The organism is Fluviicola taffensis DSM 16823 (assembly GCF_000194605.1).
Taxonomy (GTDB): Bacteria; Bacteroidota; Bacteroidia; order Flavobacteriales_D; family Crocinitomicaceae; genus Fluviicola; species Fluviicola taffensis.
Genome location: NC_015321.1, coordinates 59986 through 81667, shown reverse-complemented (window position 1 = coordinate 81667; position 21682 = coordinate 59986). Strand labels below are relative to the sequence as shown.

Annotated in this window: 22 protein-coding genes and 1 tRNA gene; 13 read left to right on the top strand and 10 right to left on the bottom strand. The window is 36.1% G+C overall.

Features of this window, described 5'->3' with window-relative positions:
* Nucleotides 1-42 precede the first annotated feature (42 nt).
* Nucleotides 43-597 carry a phage tail protein gene (locus FLUTA_RS00410; RefSeq protein ID WP_013684868.1) on the bottom strand — a complete coding sequence of 185 codons (555 nt, stop codon included), beginning with the start codon at nucleotides 595-597 and terminating at the stop codon, nucleotides 43-45.
* Between the two features lie 30 nt (nucleotides 598-627).
* A complete protein-coding gene (locus FLUTA_RS00405) occupies nucleotides 628-1182 on the bottom strand; it encodes a phage tail protein (protein WP_013684867.1) in 555 nt (184 codons plus the stop codon).
* Between the two features lie 408 nt (nucleotides 1183-1590).
* Here FLUTA_RS00405 and FLUTA_RS00400 point away from each other — a divergent pair, with 408 nt between their 5' ends.
* Both FLUTA_RS00400 and FLUTA_RS00395 read left to right on the top strand, forming a co-directional pair.
* Complete coding sequence (locus FLUTA_RS00400; protein WP_013684866.1) at nucleotides 1591-1785, top strand: cold-shock protein; 195 nt, start codon at nucleotides 1591-1593, stop codon at nucleotides 1783-1785.
* 92 nt (nucleotides 1786-1877) lie between these two features.
* On the top strand, nucleotides 1878-2324 hold the full coding sequence (locus FLUTA_RS00395) for a cold-shock protein (protein WP_013684865.1): 447 nt from the start codon (nucleotides 1878-1880) through the stop codon (nucleotides 2322-2324).
* Nucleotides 2325-2420: 96 nt separating this feature from the next.
* Here the strand turns inward: FLUTA_RS00395 and FLUTA_RS00390 are convergent, their stop codons facing one another.
* The 4 genes from FLUTA_RS00390 to FLUTA_RS00375 form a co-directional block, all read right to left on the bottom strand.
* Entirely contained in the window at nucleotides 2421-2678 is a 258-nt protein-coding gene (locus tag FLUTA_RS00390) for a DUF6952 family protein (protein WP_013684864.1), read from the bottom strand.
* On the bottom strand, nucleotides 2659-2973 hold the full coding sequence (locus FLUTA_RS00385) for a thioredoxin family protein (protein ID WP_013684863.1): 315 nt from the start codon (nucleotides 2971-2973) through the stop codon (nucleotides 2659-2661). Before FLUTA_RS00385 ends, FLUTA_RS00390 begins: the two co-directional genes overlap by 20 nt.
* 6 nt (nucleotides 2974-2979) lie before the next feature.
* On the bottom strand, nucleotides 2980-3597 hold the full coding sequence (locus FLUTA_RS00380) for a peroxiredoxin (protein WP_013684862.1): 618 nt from the start codon (nucleotides 3595-3597) through the stop codon (nucleotides 2980-2982).
* Between the two features lie 109 nt (nucleotides 3598-3706).
* Nucleotides 3707-4153 (bottom strand): Dps family protein, encoded by a 447-nt coding sequence (locus FLUTA_RS00375; protein ID WP_013684861.1) that lies wholly within the window; start codon nucleotides 4151-4153, stop codon nucleotides 3707-3709.
* A gap of 166 nt (nucleotides 4154-4319) precedes the next feature.
* Between FLUTA_RS00375 and FLUTA_RS00370 the strand changes: the two genes are divergently transcribed.
* Together FLUTA_RS00370 and FLUTA_RS00365 are read left to right on the top strand one after the other, a co-directional pair.
* Entirely contained in the window at nucleotides 4320-5240 is a 921-nt protein-coding gene (locus FLUTA_RS00370) for a LysR family transcriptional regulator (protein ID WP_013684860.1), read from the top strand.
* A 99-nt stretch (nucleotides 5241-5339) separates the two neighbouring features.
* Complete coding sequence (locus FLUTA_RS00365; RefSeq protein WP_013684859.1) at nucleotides 5340-5852, top strand: gamma carbonic anhydrase family protein; 513 nt, start codon at nucleotides 5340-5342, stop codon at nucleotides 5850-5852.
* 112 nt (nucleotides 5853-5964) lie between these two features.
* Here FLUTA_RS00365 and FLUTA_RS00360 read toward each other — a convergent pair whose 3' ends face one another.
* Complete coding sequence (locus tag FLUTA_RS00360; protein WP_013684858.1) at nucleotides 5965-7320, bottom strand: hypothetical protein; 1356 nt, start codon at nucleotides 7318-7320, stop codon at nucleotides 5965-5967.
* 110 nt (nucleotides 7321-7430) lie between these two features.
* On the opposite strand from FLUTA_RS00360, the gene FLUTA_RS00355 reads away from it, so the two are divergent.
* Nucleotides 7431-7778, top strand: a complete 348-nt coding sequence (locus FLUTA_RS00355; protein WP_013684857.1) for a group III truncated hemoglobin — start codon at nucleotides 7431-7433, stop codon at nucleotides 7776-7778.
* A 17-nt stretch (nucleotides 7779-7795) separates the two neighbouring features.
* Here the strand turns inward: FLUTA_RS00355 and FLUTA_RS00350 are convergent, their stop codons facing one another.
* Complete coding sequence (locus FLUTA_RS00350; RefSeq protein WP_013684856.1) at nucleotides 7796-10477, bottom strand: PKD domain-containing protein; 2682 nt, start codon at nucleotides 10475-10477, stop codon at nucleotides 7796-7798.
* A 152-nt stretch (nucleotides 10478-10629) separates the two neighbouring features.
* On the opposite strand from FLUTA_RS00350, the gene FLUTA_RS20380 reads away from it, so the two are divergent.
* The 3 genes from FLUTA_RS20380 (at nucleotide 10630) to FLUTA_RS00335 (ending at nucleotide 15315) form a co-directional block, all read left to right on the top strand.
* A complete protein-coding gene (locus tag FLUTA_RS20380; protein ID WP_013684855.1) occupies nucleotides 10630-13641 on the top strand; it encodes a sensor histidine kinase in 3012 nt (1003 codons plus the stop codon).
* A 3-nt stretch (nucleotides 13642-13644) separates the two neighbouring features.
* Nucleotides 13645-14370 carry a LytR/AlgR family response regulator transcription factor gene (locus FLUTA_RS00340; protein WP_013684854.1) on the top strand — a complete coding sequence of 242 codons (726 nt, stop codon included), beginning with the start codon at nucleotides 13645-13647 and terminating at the stop codon, nucleotides 14368-14370.
* Between the two features lie 99 nt (nucleotides 14371-14469).
* Nucleotides 14470-15315 carry a DUF4412 domain-containing protein gene (locus tag FLUTA_RS00335; RefSeq protein ID WP_013684853.1) on the top strand — a complete coding sequence of 282 codons (846 nt, stop codon included), beginning with the start codon at nucleotides 14470-14472 and terminating at the stop codon, nucleotides 15313-15315.
* Here the strand turns inward: FLUTA_RS00335 and FLUTA_RS00330 are convergent.
* Together FLUTA_RS00330 and FLUTA_RS00325 are read right to left on the bottom strand one after the other, a co-directional pair.
* Nucleotides 15305-16090, bottom strand: a complete 786-nt coding sequence (locus FLUTA_RS00330) for an NAD(P)-binding domain-containing protein (RefSeq protein ID WP_013684852.1) — start codon at nucleotides 16088-16090, stop codon at nucleotides 15305-15307. The two genes, FLUTA_RS00335 and FLUTA_RS00330, sit on opposite strands and share 11 nt — an antisense overlap.
* Before the next feature lie 15 nt (nucleotides 16091-16105).
* Nucleotides 16106-16507: a hypothetical protein gene (locus FLUTA_RS00325; protein WP_013684851.1), complete on the bottom strand. Its 402-nt coding sequence runs from the start codon at nucleotides 16505-16507 to the stop codon at nucleotides 16106-16108.
* Nucleotides 16508-16825: 318 nt separating this feature from the next.
* Here FLUTA_RS00325 and FLUTA_RS00320 point away from each other — a divergent pair, with 318 nt between their 5' ends.
* From FLUTA_RS00320 to FLUTA_RS00300, 5 genes are all read left to right on the top strand, one after another.
* Nucleotides 16826-17863 carry a COX15/CtaA family protein gene (locus FLUTA_RS00320; RefSeq protein ID WP_013684850.1) on the top strand — a complete coding sequence of 346 codons (1038 nt, stop codon included), beginning with the start codon at nucleotides 16826-16828 and terminating at the stop codon, nucleotides 17861-17863.
* 80 nt (nucleotides 17864-17943) lie between these two features.
* Nucleotides 17944-18017 (top strand) — tRNA-Ile (locus tag FLUTA_RS00315).
* Nucleotides 18018-18277: 260 nt separating this feature from the next.
* Nucleotides 18278-18946: an IS1 family transposase gene (locus FLUTA_RS00310; protein WP_071841671.1), complete on the top strand. Its 669-nt coding sequence runs from the start codon at nucleotides 18278-18280 to the stop codon at nucleotides 18944-18946.
* Between the two features lie 159 nt (nucleotides 18947-19105).
* Nucleotides 19106-20518 carry an ATP-binding protein gene (locus FLUTA_RS00305; RefSeq protein WP_013684848.1) on the top strand — a complete coding sequence of 471 codons (1413 nt, stop codon included), beginning with the start codon at nucleotides 19106-19108 and terminating at the stop codon, nucleotides 20516-20518.
* 444 nt (nucleotides 20519-20962) lie between these two features.
* Nucleotides 20963-21661 (top strand): hypothetical protein, encoded by a 699-nt coding sequence (locus tag FLUTA_RS00300; RefSeq protein ID WP_013684846.1) that lies wholly within the window; start codon nucleotides 20963-20965, stop codon nucleotides 21659-21661.
* Nucleotides 21662-21682: the final 21 nt, after the last annotated feature.

Below are 21682 nucleotides of genomic sequence, written 5' to 3'. Positions count from 1 at the left end.
TATAAAAAGGGGAGTGCCGTATTAGAGCACTCCCGTGAGTCATTAATTTCTGCTAGGAAAAATACCTTCCGTAGCAATTGAAAAGTTCATACATAAGAATGGATTTTGGATACTTAAAGGCAAGCTGTTACCAGCAATATCTGTAGTTCCTGTAATTGCACCACCTCCTGTAAAGACATTTTGCGTAGCTGCATCAGCATAAGAATTCGTAGAAGTCGTTGCCGGATAGGTTCCATCAGGAGTTAACTCACCAGCATTTGCAGTGGAAGCTTTTATCTGAATATGCGCACTGGTTAATGTGTGTGCATGCTGAGGTAAATTTGCTGAAGTCATTGTTGTACTTACGGTTCCGGCCATTTCTCCCATTTCGTATGGAGGTAAACCTGGCCCTTGACCTTGTCCAATCGGAATTCGCCCCTGTAGGTCAGGAAGTGCGAAAGTAGTTTGGCCATCGCCACCATAAGTCGTTCCCAGTAATGAGAACAAAGCCGTGTTTTGAGCGATAGAAACGATTTGTCCCTGACAAGTCATGTAACCCAGCGGAGGAAAATAGAATCCTAAGAGTTTTACCTCGCCAATAAATGGTTCTGTAGACATAATAATCTAGTTTTTGGGTGAGTAAAACAATTAGTTACGACTAGGGAAAATACCTTGTAAGGCGATAGAGTAATTCATAGCCAAATACGGATTCAAAATACTAATCGGCTGGCTTCCACCTGCAATATCAGTAGTTCCTGTGATTACACCTCCACCAGTAAAAGTATTCGCTGTAGGTGCATCTGCATACGCATTTGTAGAAGTTGTAGCTGGAAAAGTTCCATCAGGAGTCAATTCACCTGCATTGGATGTTGATGCCTTGATTTGCAATCTTGCACTGTTCAAGGTGTGAACGTGAGCAGGCATGTTTGATGAAAGAATGGTAGTGCTGGTTGTTCCACCAACCTGACCCATTGAATATTGTGGAAGACCTGGTCCTTGTCCTTGACCGATTGGTGCTCGGCCTTGTAAATCCGGTAACGCAAAAGTAGTTTGTCCGTTTCCTCCGTAAGTTGTTCCAAGCAATGAAAAAAGTGCGGTGTTTTGTGCAATTGATAAGACTTGCCCTTGGCAAGTTGCATACCCTTTTGGAGCAAAGTTAAAACCGAAAAGTTTTACTTCTCCGATAAATGGTTCAGTAGACATAGTTATTATTTGTTTTTAAGTTACAATTTGACAAATGATAACGTATGTACGGGAACACAGACCAATTAAGGCTGCTGTTGAAAAGCGTTGTCGTCATCAGTGAATGTTTAATTAATGGTTGAGACAAATATAATGGATTAATAGATATAAACTAATTATCATGTTCAAAACTATGAAATGATGTTGGAATAATAGTATTAGGAACTACAAATCAGGGGGAAACCCTATTGATGATTTGATGGAAGAAAATAGATCTACTTATTAGTTGAATAAAGGGATTTAGGCTTGTTTATAGATAGAGGAAGAGCTATCAATAAAAGTTAAATTAAAGAAAAAGACACTTATTTTAGTGAAATACTAATTTTTAAGCGTACCTTCGTTCTAAGTATTTATTTAATAACAAGTTTAATGAACAAAGGAACAGTAAAGTTCTTCAATGAAACTAAGGGATTTGGTTTTATTAAAGAAGATGACTCCGCAAAAGATCACTTCGTACACGTATCAGGATTAGTTGATGAAATCCGTGAAGGTGACCAAGTAGAATTCGAATTAGAAGAAGGTAAAAGAGGAGTGAACGCAGTAAACGTTCGCGTAATCCAATAATTGATTTTAATAAATGATTGAAAGAGTTTGTTCGTCTATTGATGAATAGACTCTTTTTTATTTTATCAAATTAGAAATTTTTAAAACAGTAAATGGCAAGATCACAAGAGACTTTTAATAAAAAAGAGATTCAAAATAAAAAAGACAAAAAGCGCAAAGACAAAGAAAAGAAAATGCTTGAGCGCAAAGAAGGTGGAAAAGCAAGCTTCGAGGATATGATTGTATATCTTGACGAAAATGGAAATCAGACAACAACTCCACCAGATCATTCAAAAAGACTTGAATTCAACGCAGAGGATATCGTAATTGGAGTTCCTAAAAGAGAAGATTTACCGCCGGAAGAGAAAATTCGTCAAGGAACTGTAACGTTCTATAACGATTCTAAAGGATATGGTTTTATCAAAGACAGTACTTCTGGAGATAGTATTTTTGTTCATGCAAATCAATTGACTGAAACAATTACTGAAGGAAACAGAGTAAGCTTTGAGGTTGAAAAGGGACAAAGAGGCCCAACAGCTGTAAGAGTGAAGAAGGATTAGAATTTTTTCGCTGAATCAATTGGATTTTAGATTCTTTTGGTTTTCGATCATCATACTATAAAAATTAGGCGCGTGATACTTCACGCGCCTAATTTATTATTTGTCAATTGAACCAGTAACCCGCTTCATGAATTCATTCAGTGCATCTTTCTGAGATTTTCCAGCTTTGATTTCTTTGTGAACTTCAATAGCTCCAGAGAAATTGGAAAGTAGCTCTCCAATCACATCCAGTTCTTCATCTTTCAATCCGGGAGCATCAATCAAATGTTCCAAGGTATCAATCGTTTCGTTCACGTAGTCTTCATCATTTTCTTCGATGAAAGCCACTATGTGTTTAATTACCGGCAACCGCATCTTTGATCTCTTGAATGATTTCTACTTTATTTCCTTGCGCTTGTTTTACCAATTCCCCACCTACAAAGCCAGCGAAAGTAGGCAAGTTGGAAACATCTGCAAATTTGCGCGAGTTTGGTAATTTTTCTGCATCCACATAATAGAATTCTATTTCTGGATTTTCCTCAGCCATTCGCTTGAACTTAGGCTTGGTGATTTTACAGTTACCACACCACGATGCTCCGTATTGAACCATCACTTTTTGATTGGTACTCAATAACTGCTCTAAATTGTCTTCCGTTAACTCTGTAAACATGATTTCTTAGTTATTACTTAAATATTCTGCAGTACTTGCACGGTCAGCTTTCATCGCTTCTTTTCCTTCTTCCCAGTTTGCAGGACATACTTCACCGTGAGTTTGAACGTGTGTATAAGCATCTACCAAACGGATGTACTCCTGAACGTTACGTCCAACTGGCATGTGATTAATTGATTCGTGGAATACAGTTCCTTCTTCATCAATTAAATACGTTGCGCGGTAAGTAACATTGTCACCTGCCGAATCTTCATCATACGGATCGAAGTCCAAGATATCCAATTCTTCTGCCAAACGACGTGTTGAATCTGCAATTAATGGAAATTTAACACCTTCGATTCCACCATTGTCTTTCGCTGTGTTTAACCATGCAAAATGAACTTCAGCTGTATCACAAGATGCGCCAATAACTAAGGTATTGCGTTTCGCGAAATCTGCAGCTGCTTCTTGAAAAGCATGAATTTCTGTTGGACAAACGAATGTGAAATCTTTTGGATACCAAAATAAAACCACTTTCTTTTTGTTGTCAATTGCATGACGCAATACATCAATTTGGAAAGTATCTCCCATTTCGTCCATTGCATTCACTAATACAGAAGGGAATTTTTTACCTACTACACTCATTTTATTTGTTTATTTTAATTAATTACTCTTTCGAAGACAGTAGACTTAAGACGATAGATAAAAGACAGATTCTGTTTAAAGTCTTTGGTCTTAAGTCTCTAGTCTTAATTTATTTCCCCAGCCAAGCAGCGAACATCCAATTCGTTTTTTCTTTCTCGCGAACCAAATCACTCATCATTCCATTGGTTCCTTCATCGCCTAAATCAGCAGATTCCGTTAAAATTTCTCTTTCTAATTTCAAAATGGTTTCCTGGGCGCTTAAAATGTAAGTCATTCCTTCTTTTCCATCGTGAATAGTTGCATTTTCTTTCAATGCACTGTTTTTAAGGTAATCCTCAAATCGGTGAAGTGGAGTAATCCCCAAAGTAAGGATTCGTTCCGCCAAATCATCAATGATTACTTGTGTTCTGGTATACAATTCCTCGTATTTTAAATGCAATTCGAAGAAGTTGTTTCCTTTTATATTCCAGTGAATTGCACGTAAGTTTTGATAATGTACTTGGTACGTTGCCAAAAGGCAATTCATTTTAGTGTTTAAATCTTGTTGTGAATTCATAGTTATCATTTTTTAAGACAGAAGACTCAAGATGATAGACTTAAGACAGGATTTGTATAAAGTCTTTAGTCTCGTGTCTTTGGTCATTTTCCATACTTCAAAGTTGCTCATTTTGTAAATATAAATGTTATTGATTAACTTTATAAATCCATAGAATTAATTTATAATGATTTCACCACAACAAATTGCTTACATACTTGCTGTTTATGAAACGGGTTCAATTAGCAGAGCGGCAGAACAATGTTTTGTTACCCAGCCCACGCTTTCGATGCAATTAAAGAAAGCGGAGGAATTAGTTGGGCATTTAATCTTTCATCGTGATACAAATTCCATGGAAGTAACCGATTTTGGAAAATCACTGATACCGCTTTTACAGCAAATTCAAGGCGATTTCGGAGCAATTGATCGAATGAGTCAAATTCATTCTGGAACATACAAAGAACGCTTGCGAATTGGCGTAATTCCAACGGTTGCAGCATATTTATTATTAGATAATTTTCAGGAATGGCAGACTTTGCTCCCAACAACGCAGGTTTTTGTCGAGGAATTGAAAACGGAGGAACTGATAGAGGCTTTAGATCAACGAAAAGTAGATTTGGCAATTCTTGCTGGGCCTTTGAGTCAAACGAATTACCGAGTAACTCCTATGTTTTCAGAGGAGATTTTAGCCTATGCACCAAGTGTCTCAGGTGAGATATTATTGGTCGATCAATTGAAAGATTTGCAGCCTTGGTTATTGAATAAGGGAAATTGTTTGCGGACGCAGATGATGCAGTTTTGCGCCATTAATGACGATTTACCTTCTAGTTGGAATTATCAAGGAGGAAACATGGATTTGTTGATGAGGATGGTTGATCAGCAAGGCGGTTACACCTTAATTCCAGAGTATTACCATCCATTTGTTCATCAAAGTACAGAGTTTAAATCGATTCGAGATAACCAAGGTTCTTTTCCCGGAAGGTCGATTATTGCAGTCAGTGCATTTCGTCATGCAAATTGGGATTCGATGGAAAAAATCATCCGCTCTATCCAGCATAAATACGGAAAACCAGTTTCCAAGGAGTTGGAGTTGTTGAGTTGGAAGTGAGATGATAGACAAAAGACAGATTTAGTCTAAAGTCTTTGGTCTTATGTTCCAAGTATCTATCTTTATAATTTTGTAATTGATAATTCTCAATAAAAAACGATGGCACTTATAAAATCATGCAGAGGAATAGAACCTCAATTCGGTGAAGATGTTTATTTAGCAGAAAATGCTACGGTAGTTGGTGATGTGGTGATGGGTGATCGTTGCTCTGTTTGGTTTAATGCCGTTATTCGCGGAGATGTGAATTCCATTCGTATGGGAAATCAAGTGAATGTGCAGGATGGAGCAGTGATTCATTGTACCTACGAAAAAACGAAAACTGTATTGGGAAATAATGTTTCCATTGGTCACAATGCATTGGTTCATGGTTGCACAGTTGAAGATAACGTATTGATTGGAATGGGTTCTATTGTAATGGATAATTGTTACATCGAATCGAATTGCATTATTGCTGCTGGAGCGGTTTTATTGGAAAACACGCGTGTGGAAGCGTGGAGTGTTTACGCAGGAATTCCTGCTAAAAAAGTAAAAACCTTATCTCCTGAATTGTTCGAAGGGGAAGTGCAACGTATCGCAACCAATTATGTGATGTATTCTGGATGGTTTAAGTAAACAAGTTCAAAAGTTCAATGGTTCAAAAAGTTGAAACTCTTGAACTATTTTTTGAACAAAGAAGCACTCGCCGTGGCGAATGCTTCTTGTCTCTCTGGTTTTGGGTTTTGATTTAGATATTCAGGTAACTCTTTAAATCGTCGGATGTTTTTACTTTGTTTGTTATGTTTTCCATCAGAAACTCGGGTTCTTTCTGGTTCAAATTAACTCGTTTGTCTTTTTCCGATTTCAACGCATAAATTTCCCCATCTTCTGTGAAGAGTAAAAAGATATTTTCTCCTTGGGAATTACAAGTAATCTGTTTTACTCCGAAACTAAAAGAAGCGTTTACATCCTTGTCAATCAAACAAATCATGTTTTGATTTTTGATAGGTTTTTTGCTTGAAACATCTAAGTATTTCGGCGAAATAATAGTTTTGTTGGCTATTCGAAAGATTTGGTCACAATTGTAGACTCCGAATTTGGAAGAAATTAAGCCATAGACAAGGTTTAGTTGTTGATAGACTTTACTGGAACCTTCAGTCTCGTAATTATCAGGAGCTACGCCTCTTTTGATCCTTTGTTCTGAATTTGCACTCATTATTTCAGGTTTGGCACTTGGAGTTTCATTTGGATTGTTAGCTGAAAATAAATCGCTTTTTAATAAATTCCATTCTCCCGTTTGATCATTCATTTCATAGAAATTGACACCAGCTTCGTTTTTCGTGCAATTAAAATCAATTGAAAGATCTTTTTGGAGTGCTAATGTTTGACCATCCTTTGTACCTCGAATTTCATACATTCCAGCTGAGTTGAAAAGATAGGATCCTGTTTTATCTTTAAACTCCATGGGAAGTCCTGAAAATAAAATCTCAGCTGCATTGCGGTATTCTGAGTAGCTAATGGTATACTTTCCAAAAACAGGTTTTCCATTGTCATAAATCACAGCATTTGCAGGAATGTGGATTTGGGTTCCACTTGGATGAGAAAAAGTACCTCCGATTGTATTGTCTATTAAAAAATCAACTGCGGGATTTGCTAAATCATTCAAATGAGTTCGCTGATATGTTCTTGCAACAGGAGCTACATCGGTGTAAATTCGAAAGCCATGAAAGTAGTTTTTTGCATCGGTACTTGTTGTGGCACCAATTTGTTCAATCCAAACAATTTCAGGTTTGTCAATTTGAAGCTTAGGAAGTAGTTGATTGAGTCGGGACATGCGATCTTCGTTTAATTGATTTTGATCGAAATCTGCATTCTCTTTGTAGCGGGTATAGATTAATTCAACACGTCGAATTTTTTTGGATTTCAATGCGTTGAGTGATTTAGATTCTGAAAGTATTTCGTGCGAAAAAGTACTTGGAATTTCAACGCAGTTATTTTTCTTTGAATCTACTTGAGCTACTTCAATCGTCTGGTGATTTGTTTGAGCTCGACTTTTAGCACTCACAATCAATAAGAAAATAAGTATAAGATGTTTCGATTTCATAGGACTGTTTTTTTTGGTTTTCAATAGGTAATGTTGGAAAGTTGAAAAAGTAAACACGAAAACTGATTTAAATCAGAAATTAACTGTTCTAGGTACTGTATTTTTGGAGTATGAAAGAGATTGAAACAAAACAGGATTTAGTGTTATTGATAGATGTTTTCTATCAGAAATTAGTTCAAGATGAGGTAGTTTCTCATTTTTTCAAGCACCTTGATTTAGAAGAACATCTACCGCGAGTAGTTCAATTTTGGAGTTTTATCCTATTGGATGAAGCTGGATATAGTGCAAACATGATGGAAAAGCATGCAAAATTGGATTTGAATCAAGAATCTTTCGAACGCTGGCTAAAGTTATTTCATGAAACGATTGATCAATTTTTTGTAGGGGAAAAAGCCGATCTGGCAAAACAACGTTCAACTTTAATCGGCTGGACAATGAAAACGAAATTCATTAAATAATTGAATTCCAGCTTCAATTAACGCAATAACGTTACATGTCCTGTCAGGATTTCTGGGTCTGCAAAAGGTGCACAAGAAACGTATCGGATTACATAGCTATAGATATCATCTTTGCAACGAATTCCTTGATATGTTCCGTCCCAACGTTCTTCGAAATCTGTTGATTCATACAATAATTGTCCCCACCGATTGTAGATTTTCATGTTCCATTCAATTGGGATTAAGCCCAATTTCGGGTAGAATTCATTGTTTCGTTCGTTTCCATCTGGCGTAAAGGCGTTTGGAACATAAACGATGAATGGTTCGATGGCTATCTGACGGAAACTCGTATCGCTGCACCCAAATTCGTTGAAAACAATTTGCGAAGGATAATGCATTCCATCTGAAAAATAGGTGTATGTAGGGGTGCGATCGCTACTTCCTGAGCCAAATTCATCAAAGAAATAACTCACTTTATTTGCTCCTTGAGATAAATCGGTGAATTGAATTTTAGAATCACAAATATCGGTTTGGGTTTTGTCAATACTAAAGTCAGAAACTGGTCTAGGATGTACCGTGATTAAATCTTGTTGCAACAAGGTGAAAGTGTCAATACAACCAATAGTTGAGATGATGGTTAATTGAACAGAATAAGTTCCTTCTTGGGTATATACGTAAAGTGGATTTTCGGCATTACTGACTCCGCCATCACCAAATTCCCAAAAGTAGAGAAGCTCCCCTTCATAATGACTTAAATTGATGAATTGAGCAGGATAAGGAACGCATTTCAATTCATTGCTAATGGTGAACCCAACCGTAGGAACAGAGAAGATGAATACCTCTGAATTAGCTGTTTCAGAACAGTTTAAAAAGCTTGCAGTAAGTGTAACTGGGAATGTTCCAGAATTATCAAATACCACATTGCTCACATTCAGACTGGTTGCATTTGTCGGATTTGCATGCGTTCCAAAATTCCAAGAATAATTTGTGATAGAAGGACCAGTTACAGTACCAACAAAATCGAAACTGTTTGTTGTAACACATAATGAATCATTATGAGTGAATGAGACATTTAAAGGTTCATAGATTGTGATATTTTGAACACTTGTATCCGAACAATTAGGGCCACTTGTTGCAATTAAGGTAATGGGGTAAGTTCCTTCAGCAGGAAAAGTATAGGTTGGCGAAACGGAGGTGCTTACATCTGTTGTGATGCCTGGAACTCCAAAATCCCATGAGTAAATCGTTGAACCCGTTGAATTATTGATAAATGTTTGCGTATAACCCACACATTCGTGATTCGTCTGGAAATCCACTATTGGATCTGGTTTATCGTAAAAGAAAACGGTCTTTGAAATGGTATCTGCACAAACATTGTATGTTCCAATGAGTGTCACTACATTATTCTGCGAAGAGCTGAACGCCACATTCGAAACATTTTGACTTGTAGCATTTGCAGGATTGGCGTTTGGTCCAAAATTCCAATTGAATTGGGTAGTTGGAGGCCCATTGATAATTTGTGCTTGAAAATCCAACGTATTATCAATAAAACAGGTTGAATCTATAAAAGTGAAATCCACATTAAAGGGATTTTCCAATGTCAAATCAATATAGGTTGTGTCTGTGCACGGCCAGCCAGGATTGGCGACAAGCATTATTTGGTATGTTCCTGTTTGTGGGAAAACATAGGTTGGTTCAAATGCAGTACTATTATCTGTTGTGATTCCATTGACTCCAAAATCCCAGTAATAGCTGGTTGCTCCAAAACTTTGATTATCAAATGTAAAGCTTAAGCCTTGACAATAGGAGATAAATCCAGGTGTATCTTCCTGCTCTGAAACTACAGCTGAAAGCTGAACGATACAATTGACTACTCGGAACAAAAAATCACGAGTAACATAGCTAATCAGAACTCCATTTCTCCATTCATTCACCCGAATTCCAACGACATACAGACCAAGATTATTCGCATCAACAAATAATTGACCAGTTGTTGGATTGATTGTTGTTGTAGAACCTGGTCCTAGAGGAATTGCTTGATTGAATGAACCAGCCCATGTTACATTGGCATAAGGTGGATTTGGAATAGGGTTAGGAGCAGGGCTTCCAGGATTAGCTCCCGAATGTGGCGTAACTAACTCATAAGACAAGCTATCTCCATCGGCATCAGTTGCACTATGATTAAAATTCAAATTTTCATTATTGCAAATTACCAAAGGAGGATAATTGATAAATCGCGCTGAATTATTGATGTATTGATTTTGAGCTCCAGGCGGAATAATCGCTTTTATAGTTAGTCCAGTATCATCTGGGTTTACAAGGTTTGTAACATTCGGGCCTCTACAGCAGCGCTGATAAGCTATAACATAGCCAGAGACTGAAGGGGGAAGGTTCAGAACCACTGTGTAAATCGCTCTTTCAGTACAAATTCCCGTTGGTGCTGTAATACAAGGATTGTTGAAGATAATTGGAAGAACCGTACTTCCTGGAAAAGAAACATCGTGATTTGAAACGCGAATTCCAGAGCCAGTAAAAACACTTAATGGGAGTGGTGAATCATAAGAAGCTCCAGTTGATGCACAATCTCTATAAATGGCGATGTAAAATCGGTAGCTGTTGTTCCCTAAATAGTCGTAATAAATCTCACCTCCAACAATGTGCGAAGCTTGCGCTGGAATGGACCAAAACACCAAAAGGAACAGTATAAGGTTTTTACACATAAATGGAGAAAAGCACTATAAAAGTCAGTAATTTTTTTGTAATCTTTAAAAGTTTTACTTTCTATTGATTAAACGGTTTAATTTTTAATGTTAACGGAGAAAAAAGTAATATAGTTTCACGTTATGTAAAATATAGTTTCGAAATTGGTAACATGAAATTTAGAATTTGGTTGCTTTTTTTAATGATAAATTTAAGTCTTTTCGGACAAAGGGGACTCATTCAATATTCCAAAGAAAACGGATTGATTTCCAATGAAGTTAGAGATGTTGAATATGATCACAATGGATTCATTTGGTTAGCAACTCCTAAAGGTATCGAGCGATTTGATGGTCAGCGATTTATACACTTTAAATACGACCCGCAAGATTCACTTGGAATTTCATCAAACGATATTCAATCTGTTGTTTTTGATGGCGATAAAACAATTTGGGCAACAACTTTTAATAAAGGTTTAATTTCCATTCAGACCGAGAAGTTTAACATTATAAACTATAATAAAAAGTATTTTCAATCATTTGGAAGCAATCGTATTCAGGCAATTGCATGTCGAGATGGCTTTGTTTGGTGTGTTTCTGAAAATGGAACCCTCCTTAAATTCAACCCCAAAAACAGGAAATCTGATTTGTTTGTCTTTTCAACAGTGAAAACCCCTGATTTTAACTCCCTATTTTTTGATGAAATAGAAACGAATAAACTTTGGTTGACATCTTCTGATGGCTTATTTTCATTCGATTTAATAACGAATAAATGGAAAAAATACCGATTTAAAAAATCAACCTGTATTCATCCTAAATTGAACGGAAGATACACGAATAAAATGACTTGTTTAACGCAAGATTCGAAGGGTAATTTCTATGTTGGTTTGAATTCTGGTGGCCTGCTGTATTTTAACCAATATCAAGGCTTGTTTAAATCTATTCGGATAAAAATAGTTGATTTAAATTATGAAAAAATCTCTTCAATAGCTTGGAGGGATAGCCGCTATTTATACCTCTGTTTTGAAAATAGAGAAATCCTCCTTTTTGATACAAAAACGAAAGAATATGTACGGTATGAAGAATCTGAAAGAAGTACAGTTTTGCCTTATAGAATAGCTAAAATGGGGTCTCAATTAGCTGTTTCTAGTTCTGTTTCGGGTCTTTTCATTCATGATGAGTCATTGATTTATGGCAAAAAATTAAAACCTTCTATGAAACTGATTCAGGTAAAGTATTCAAAAAAAGGACGTTCTGGATATCAATTATTGGGAACGTCTAATCCTGTTTTAAAAAAGATTAAAGGAGTTGGACCTACCCAGATTACATTAAATGGGTTGATGGATACCAAAACATTTTATTATTTGAAAAACGGAGGAATTTTGGTGGTAGGCGGTAATGGAATGATACTTCTTGATTCAGATTTAAAAATTAGTCGAAAAATGCTGATTTCAAGTTATCAATCAATTGATAAAAGAGTTCAAAATTCACTCTTGGTGGGTGATTCTCTTTTGTTTGTTGGAACGTTAGATGCCAGTTTAATTCGGATTAGTTTGAAAACCTTTACGCAAACGATAGTCTACAAAGCCAATCAGGAAGAACCATCTAATGTGAGTAAGGAGAATTTCCCTTTATCACTAGTTGGGTATAAAGAATTTGTCTTTTTTTCTGAGAATGACCAGCTTTATCGATACCACGTTTATTCGAAGAAGCTTGATAAAATTCGTTTATTTACCCATGAAAATGCGGATCAAATTACGTGTTTAACAATCTGTAAGTATCACAAATTATGGATTGGAACAAAAGCAAGCGGAGTTTGGAGTTACAACCTCAAGAAAGCAACATTGGTGAATACCTATAATTCGTTAAATGGGTTAAAAAATGATGACATTATTCAGTTGATCGTTGATTCAGAAAGTAAATTATGGATCATGAATCCTTCCTCTATTGCTATTGTTAATCCCATTTTGAAAACAATTAAATGTTTGGAAAAGCGAAATGGAATTGAAGGAGTTCAGACAATGACAATTACACCAGATTCGATTTACTTTTTACAAGGTGATTCATACATTGTAAGCTCTTCAGCGGAAAAACTTCCTATTCCTAAATTGGCCATTCCTTATATTCTTCAAATTCGAGAAATGAATGGAAATGCCCGATTTACGAGCCAAAAATCGAAGTACATGTATAATCAGAATAATTTAGTGTTTGAATTTGGGGTCAAAGATTTTTCGAATTCTGAAAACATACGTGTAAACTATAGAATGCTGGGACTTGACAATCGTTGGATTAATGGGACACAAAAAAACGAAGCTTTATACCATAATTTGCCAAGTGGAAAGTATATTTTTCAAGTACAGGTGATTGATGGATTCGATGTTCGAATGACTTCTTATTCCTTTAAAATAACGAAACCTTTTTGGCTTCGGTGGTGGTTTCTCGTCTTGTCTTCGCTAGCCGTTGGATTTGGAATTTGGTATTACATGCGCACTAGAATTAAACGCATTCAAAGTACAGAACAAATGAAATCTGAATTTAGTTTACAAATCAATGAGCTAGAATCGAAAGCTTTGAGAGCACAAATGAATCCACATTTTTTGTTCAATAGTTTAAATTCGATCCGACTTTTCATTTTGAAAAACGAAGTGGATAATGCCGCGGATTATATTGCTAAATTTTCGAAGCTCTTGCGTATGATTTTGAATCATTCGCGCCAGGACATGATTACGGTTTATGATGAAATTCAGTCTCTAAAATTGTATTTGGAGTTTGAACGGCTGCGGTTTGACCAAGACTTTGATTTTGATTTGCAAATTGATGGTCAAGAGGTGCTGGATTGTCAAATCCCTCCGATGATTATTCAACCATTTATTGAAAATGCAATTTGGCATGGATTAATGCCTAGAACGGCTGGAGGAGGTAAAATTCGGGTGTCATTTCAGAAGCAATTAAGTGGGTTGTATGTGATGGTTCAAGACAATGGTATTGGAAGAGAAAAAGCGAAGGAGAACAACCGTAAACGTTCTTTGAAAGAGGGGAGTGTGGGTTTGCAAATCACCAAAGATAGACTTAAATCACTGACTATGAGGACTAAAAAAATGAATGAATTTGAAATTGAAGATTTAATTGATGAAAATGGTCTAGCAATCGGAACTTTAGTTACCTTGTACTTTGAAACGTCAAATTAGAATATGAAATTACGTGCAATTATTGTTGATGATGAAAGGCACAGTTTAGAAACTACTGCTCTATTAATTCGAAAATTTTGTCCGGATGTTGAGGTGATTGCGGAACTTCAAAGTCCAATTGATGCAGTTGAAATTATCAATAAGGAAGAGCCTCATTTACTCTTTTTGGATATTTCAATGCCAAAAATGAATGGATTTGAATTGTTGAATGTTTTGACGTACAAAGATGCGGATGTAGTTTTCACTACAGCTTATGATGAGTATGCCTTGGAAGGATTTAAACAAGGAGCGGTTCATTATTTAGTTAAGCCGATAGATGCAGAGGATTTAGTTGAAAGTGTTCAACGAGTTAAAAAGAAACTCTCTGAAGCAAAGGCTTCTGGAATTAACGGAATGGGATTGAAACCAAAAATTCCAATTTCTTCATTGAATGGAGTTGAATTAATTGAAGTAGATCAAATTATTCGCTGTGAATCGGATGGGAATTATACGACAATTGTATTGCACCAGCGAAAAATTACTGTCTCAAAAACACTCAAGGAGATTGAAAGACAATTGATTGATTTTCCTTTCTTCTTTCGATTACATAACTCTCATCTAGTAAATCTCAATCAGGTTGTTAAGTATATAAGAGGTGAAGGCGGTTCGGTAATTTTAACGAATCAAGAAGAAATTGGTGTTTCTAGAAGCAAGAAAATGGAGCTTTTAGAAGTATTAGGAATCAACTAAATGCTTATTTAAGTCGTTTACTCACTGAAATCTAAAATTTACAAATTTTCGAGGATTGGTTCTGTTGCTTTCAGTACATTTGATTCATAAAATCGGATTATGAAAATAGTTTTAGTTGCATTTGTTTTAGTATTCTCAATACTAGGTGTTTATGGTCAGGAAGGATTGATTAAATCCATTGGTAAAACTGCTCAAGAAAAGGCGAATGCGCAGGATTTCAATACAACTAGAAATAATAAGGAAAGAGGAAATCTTCAACAAGAAAATAAAAAATCAAGTGAGTCTCAAGGAGCACCAGCTCCAGCATCACCACCACCAGCTGAAAGCGAAGCTCCAGTGGAACCTTCAGGAGATTATCAAGCATCATATACTTTTTCAAGTACTGTTACTTATCAGATGGAGAATTTGAAAAAAGCAGGCGAAGTTCAAGAAGTGACTTATAATTTCGGTGAGCAAGTTATTAAGATGCAACCGAAAAATCAAGACATGTCTTCTGTTATCGATTCCAAAAATGGAGTGATGATTCTCTTGAATGATAAAGATAAAACTGCAACCGTTATGTCAACGAAAATGATGGAAATGGCAATGCAGCAGCAAAATATGAGTCAAGGCTCTACGGATAAACCTGCTTCTAAAGTGACTAAGACGGGACGCACAAAAACTATTTTAGGATATAAATGTGAAGAAGTGATTATTGAATCTGAAGGAAAGAAAACAGAAACCTGGATTACAAGAGAAACGGGAGTAGATGCTGGAAATATCTTTAGTAAGATGGCTCGTGGTTCTGTTCAAGTTCCAAATGAAGCCTTTAATGGTGGCGGAATGTTAATGGAAATGACCGCTTTCGATGCAGAAGGAAAAGCAGAAACGAAAATGACAATGACTGCTTTTTCAAAAGAAAGCAAAATTGTAAATATTGGCGCTTATAAAATTACTAAGCTATAGGGAATTCAGAAGGATTTGGGAAAATGTAATTGTATCCAAGTTCGATAGAATACTGATTCGAAATGATTCGTTCGAAACTCGATTTCTGTTCAAATAAAGGGGATTCTATTCCCAATTTAGTAGCCATTTCAGAATAAAATTGTCCTTTCAATGGGTGTTCAGACGAGCATCCGTTGATTGTTTTGTTCCAGGCTTTTTGAATGATAACATGTTCGATGAGTCCAATTGCATCTTCCAGATGAATCACATTTATAGGATCTAATGCATTGTAGGTTTTTTCTGATTTTAGCATGGCGGTTACAGGATGTCTTTTAGGTCCGATTAATCCACTAAGTCTAATAACAGTCAAACGCTCTCTCAAAATCGAACTGATAGCTAATTCTGCATAACCTATTGCGTTGGTCTTTATTGATCCCGCTGGGTAGTCTTTTTCATTGAAAATACCAGTTCTTTGAGGGTAAATACCTGTAGAACTAATATGGATAACTTTGCATGTTGGTGAAATCGTGTCTAAAACCTTGACACAATCTTTGGCATACGCTTTCTCATCTACTCTTGAAGGAGTAAATGCTAAAATGATTACCTCTAATTCGTTGAAGTAGCCAGAACTTGCTTGTTTTTTCAAAGTTGGGTCATACAATACATGCGAAAAACGCTCGTGAGATAACTCAACCGAACGTGTTCGCGTGGTTCCAATTACGTGATGCCCTTTATTTAAAAGTGATTTAGCTAGCGGAAGTCCAAGCCATCCCAAACCGATGATTCCTATCTTCATCCGCTAAAAGTAAGCTTATTCCTTAATCCATGTAGCTTTTATTGTGTGACGTACTAAATAATATACATTGTCTCTCCAATAAAAGAAGCAAACACAGTTATTAATTCCGTCAATAATCATTTCGTATTCATTTCCAGCATCACTTTTCACAGTCATAGTATACTTCACCTCTTCTTCGTTGTAATCGTATTTTGTGATAAAATAATCCGAAGAAATAGACGCTGTTGTGTGGTGAAAGGTCGTTAGTTCCTTATTAAATTCAAACAAAGTTCCTCCTTCATCCGTTGATGAAATATCCCATTTTGAATCTGTTTCATTCCAAACTCCATCCTGACGGAAATTGGTAGAAATGTTCAATTGGGCAAAAGAAATGATAGAGGTAAAAAATAGGCTGCAGATTAAAAGAAACTTTTTCATAACGCAATAATTTAGTAGAACAAAGTACGGCTATAATTTTAGTTGTTACAATAGTACAATTGATGTATTCTTTTCACTTCGAGTAGTTTGTTGATACGAATGTGTAGTTGGTTTTTTCTCCCACGGAAGTACACGGAGGAGAACAGAATGGAAGAGGTGGTAAAAATAGTTGAACAATCAGCTACGCCGAAGTGTACACCTTGCATAAGAAAACCTCTGTGTTCATCTGTGTTCCTCTGTGGGAAATGACTCAAAAAATGATTTGCATCAGCTTTAAGACCGTCATTTATACCTAATTTTGGGAAACAAATAGCAACTATGTATTCAAAAGCGTTTATCCGATTAAACTGGATTACTTTGGTGTTTATCTTCTTAGTAATTATTGCTGGAAGTGTGGTTCGAACTTCTGGGAGTGGAATGGGATGTCCGGACTGGCCCAAATGTTTTGGAACTTGGATTCCACCAACTAGCGAAGCTCAATTGCCAGAAAATTACCGCGAAGTTTATGGTGAAAAGCGTGTAAAGAAAGTGGAGAAGTTTGCCAAATTCCTTACGATGCTGGGGATGAAGGAAACTGCTGAAAAAATAAAAAAAGATCCTAGAACATACCAAGAAGAGCCCTTTAATGCACAACGAACTTGGACCGAATACGGAAATCGGTTAGTAGGTTTTTTGGCTGGAAACGGAGTATTAATCATTCTTTTATGGGGATTTTGGAAATACCGAAAAGATAAACGATTGATTTGGCTCGCATTTTTCAACTTGGTTGCAATCGGTTTAAATGGCTGGTTTGGTTCAATAGTCGTTGCTACGAATTTGGTTCCTTGGACAATTACCGTTCACATGTTCCTGGCGCTTTTGGTCGTTTGTTTGCAATTGTTGTTGATTCGAAGAATTAGTCCAATTCAGCAGAAAACGCTGAATATAGCGGTTGGAATGAAGTGGTTGATTGGAATTATATTGGCAATTACGGCCTATCAGATGTTTTTAGGGACACAAGTTCGCGAATACATCGATCAATTAACACATCAAGGTTTGGGAAGAGACTCTTGGACAAATCAATTCGGTTGGACGTTTTTTATTCACCGATCGTTCTCTTGGGCAGTATTGGTTTTAATGGTTTTATTGGTGTTTTTAAATTACAAAACGGATAAAGTAAAATCAATTTACTGGGCATTTTTAGTGCTGGTCATTGAATTGCTAGGAGGCGTTTTATTGGCCTATGCTGACATGCCTGGATTTGTGCAAGTGTCTCATTTATTGTGTGCTGTCATTCTTTTTGGAATCTTATTTTTACAATTCGTCCGATTAAAGCCATTGTCGAAATCACTCTCAAAGAGCAGTATCCGCGGATAATTTTAGCTAGCTTCTTTTGTTTTTCGATTTTGAAATTCGATAGAAATAGTATATTTGCACCTGAAAGCTCTGCTCTCAACGGTCCTATAGCTCATTCGGTTAGAGCAACTGACTCATAATCAGTAGGTGCTTGGTTCGATTCCAAGTGGGACCACTCTTAAAAATGAAAGCCTTTGTAAACACTCGTTTGCAGAGGCTTTTTTATTTTCAGGGTAAACATAGGGTAAACAAATGGGTAGTGGTCTCATTCTGCGCCTGATCCATTTTTGAAAAGATAATTCATTGAAAACCAGTTAAAATCAAAGAGCTGGTTTTCTTTTTTAGTGGTGTCTCAGCATCTAAAGCGCAAAAATTGTACAAAACAAGTATCTAAAAGGCCCTGTTTACGTATCATGTGGTCTAATTCTGCACCTAATGAAATGTAGACATTGTTTTGAGCCTTGTATTAAAAAAGGTAAAACTGGAAATCATCAAAGATATAAGTGCTCTACTTGTATGAAGTATCAGCAAGAAATCTATTCTTATAATTCACACTTAGTGATGGATATGGAAATAATAGGTTTGATCAAGGAAGGTGTGGGAATTCTGGGAATAAGCCGTCTGCTTCAAATTTCAAAAGCAACAGTAATCAGAAGAACAGTGAGAATAGGAAAATCAATTAGAAGATCTTCTCCCATTGTTTTTGGACAAAAATATCAAGTTGATGAATTATTTACTTATGTTGGTCATAAGAAGAATAGAGTTTGCGTCGCATATTCTATAGAAGAAAGTACTGGGAATGTGATAGATATTGTTGTAGGTCGAAGAAATAAAACCAATCTTCGAAAAGTAATATCAACACTGGTTTTAGCCGAAGCTTCTCAAATAACTACTGATAAGCTAAATATTTATAAAGAATTGATTCCGTCTACAGTTCATTCCACAAAACATAGAGGAATCAATAAAATTGAACGAAAAAATTTGACATTGCGTACACATCTAAAACGCTTAAACAGAAGAACGATTTGTTATTCGAAATCGATCAAAATGCTAGATGCAGTTTTACGAATATATTTTTGGTTTGGAGTGAAAACAATTCTGTAACTTTCGTTGCTTGTTTGCCGAATGACAGGTATCCATCTTCAACGGAGAAATACTTGCAAAACAACATGAATGAACAGCGTGAAGCAGACCCAAATCTGCACCAGATGATATTTGTTCCATGAATGTGTATAGAGGACTTTATTTGTAAATTTGTGAGTGATGAATAAATTAGAATTACACGCTTTAATATCTCAGGGAGAAGGATTTCATATTGAATTTAAGGAATCAGTTAATTCAAGTTTGGCAAAGGAATTTGTTGCTTTTGCAAATGCTAAAGGTGGAATTGTTTTAGTTGGTGTAGATGATGATGGGAATATAAAAAACAAAGCACTTGATAATACTACTCGGTCTAGTATTCAAGATGTAGCTAGAGATTGTGACCCTGCAATTGACATTCTAATTGAAGCCATAGAAGACGAATCGAATGTATTGGTTGTTCGTGTGAAAGAAGGTTTGAATAAACCATATAGATGCACAAATGGTTTTTACATGAGAGAGGGAGCTAGCTCTAACAAAAGGACTACTCATGAAATCTATGAGATGTTTAAAGATGCGGAACGATTCTCTTTTGATGATGCACTTTGTGTTAAAGCAGATTTTCAAGAATGGTTTGAACCCAAAACGTTAAAACGATTTTTTGCAGAAGCCAAAAAGGAACAAATTCTCTCAGACGAAGACACGTTGCATAATCTTGGAGTTCTTGAATTTATTGATGGGAAACCAGTACTTAATAATGCTGGTGTATTGTTCTTTACCAAGGAACCACAGCGATTTATTCGGCAGTCTCTGATTCAATGTGTGAGATATAAAGGTGTAATCAAGCTGGATATTGAAGACCAAAAGGATATGGATTCTGATGTGATTACCAATATTGATGAAATCTTTGCTTTCTTGAGACGTTCTCTTGATGTTGCTTTCAAATTTGAATCAGGCAAACTTACCCGAACAGAAGTATGGGAAATTCCTCATTCAGCACTCAAAGAGGCGATTATTAATGCAATAGCTCATAGAGATTACATCAATAAAGGAACTCATATTCAAGTCGAAGTTTTTGATGATAGAGTATCTATTACCAATTTTGGAGGACTGGCAAAAGGACTATCAAGAGATGAACTTGGAAAGCGAAGTGCTCACCGAAATCCGAATATTGTAGACTTGTTTCATCGTTCAAACTTTATTGAGAAGCTTGGAACTGGGTTACTGAGAATAGATAGTGAACTTGAGAAAGCAGGATTACCCAAAGCCGAATTTGAAATTAATGACCATTGGTTTTCGATTGTTTTTAAGAGACAATCTAAGTCGGGAATCATAGAAGAAAATAGGAGTTTTTATGATTCAGAAAATCTAGGTGAAAAAATTCTTAAATATTGTAGTGAAAAACCAAGGAGTAGAGCTGAGATATTTCAGTTCATTGGGATTGCTAATAACACCGCAAATACTTCAAGACAAATTATCCCTTTAATTAATGGGGGTTTATTACAGATGACTGAGCCAGATAAACCGAGAAGTAGAAATCAAATGTATTTTACTACGGAAATTGGAAAAAACAAATTGATGTATAACATAAACTAAGAAAAGTCTAAGTAAGTCTAAGAAAAGTCTAAGAAGATACTAAGTCGAAGCTCTCAGGAAACTGAGGGCTTTCTTTTTGTCTTGATTTTGGTGAACCAAACAATAGGAAATTACGTTAAGGGAAACTATCTTTAATCTGTCAAAAAAATGCTAATCACTTGTACAGCACTTCGACTTATGGAAACAGATTACCTTACATTCAAAAAAATGTGAGGGGTTATAGTTATGGGTTTAACAGTTATGAACGTGACGATGAGATCAAAGGCAAAGGAAATAGCTATGATTATGAGTATCGAATGAATGACCCACGTTTGGGTAGGTTCTTTGCGAGTGATTCATTGGCGAGTGATGGTAGTGTATCAGATTATCTGCTCTTTATTTTTTTGAGGATATGAGGAGCAATGACTGTTATAGTCAACTGATTTTGTGCTTATATTAGCCACAATGATAGATGTATCTCATATTGAAAAGCAAATTCACGCTGTTACGAATTTTCAAGAGCTTGTTTCCACACCATTTCATGGAAAGATGAATGCGATTTGCTGGAATCGTAAACTGATAGGTGATTTTTCGGAGATTGTTAAAAAGATAGATGTAACGGGGAATATAACAGAAATTGAAAAAGATGAACTTCTTGAACTTCAGTTAAGTGAACAGGGGAAACTTGCCCGTGAAATTCTTTTGAATGACATGAAGTTATTGAAAGATTATGGCGCATCACCAGCCCTAAATCTGATTCAGTTCTATGACAGGGACGATTCGTATCCATTTTTCCCAACGGATGTTTATTCGTTTCATGTAGATAGATCTCCTATACCAACTGATACATTTTTATGCACTTACTTTGGAGAGTCGAGTGATATTTTGCCAAATTCACAAGCCACACAGAAAGTGCTTATTCCAGAAATACGAGATGAGCTCAAGAAACTCTATCATGGTGCAGATGATGGTTTTGATTCATTCTTAAGGGAATATTTCTTTGATCTACACTATCAAGCCGACTCGGATGCAAATCCAATAAGCTTAGGTATTGGTAACTTATGGAGGTTGGCTGTTGATTATCCTGAAAGTCATGCTCTTCCTTGCATTCATCGTGCGCCAAAGGAAAAAAAGGGAGAGAGCAGGTTATTGATAATCTGTTGAATATGGGAGGATTTAGAAAAT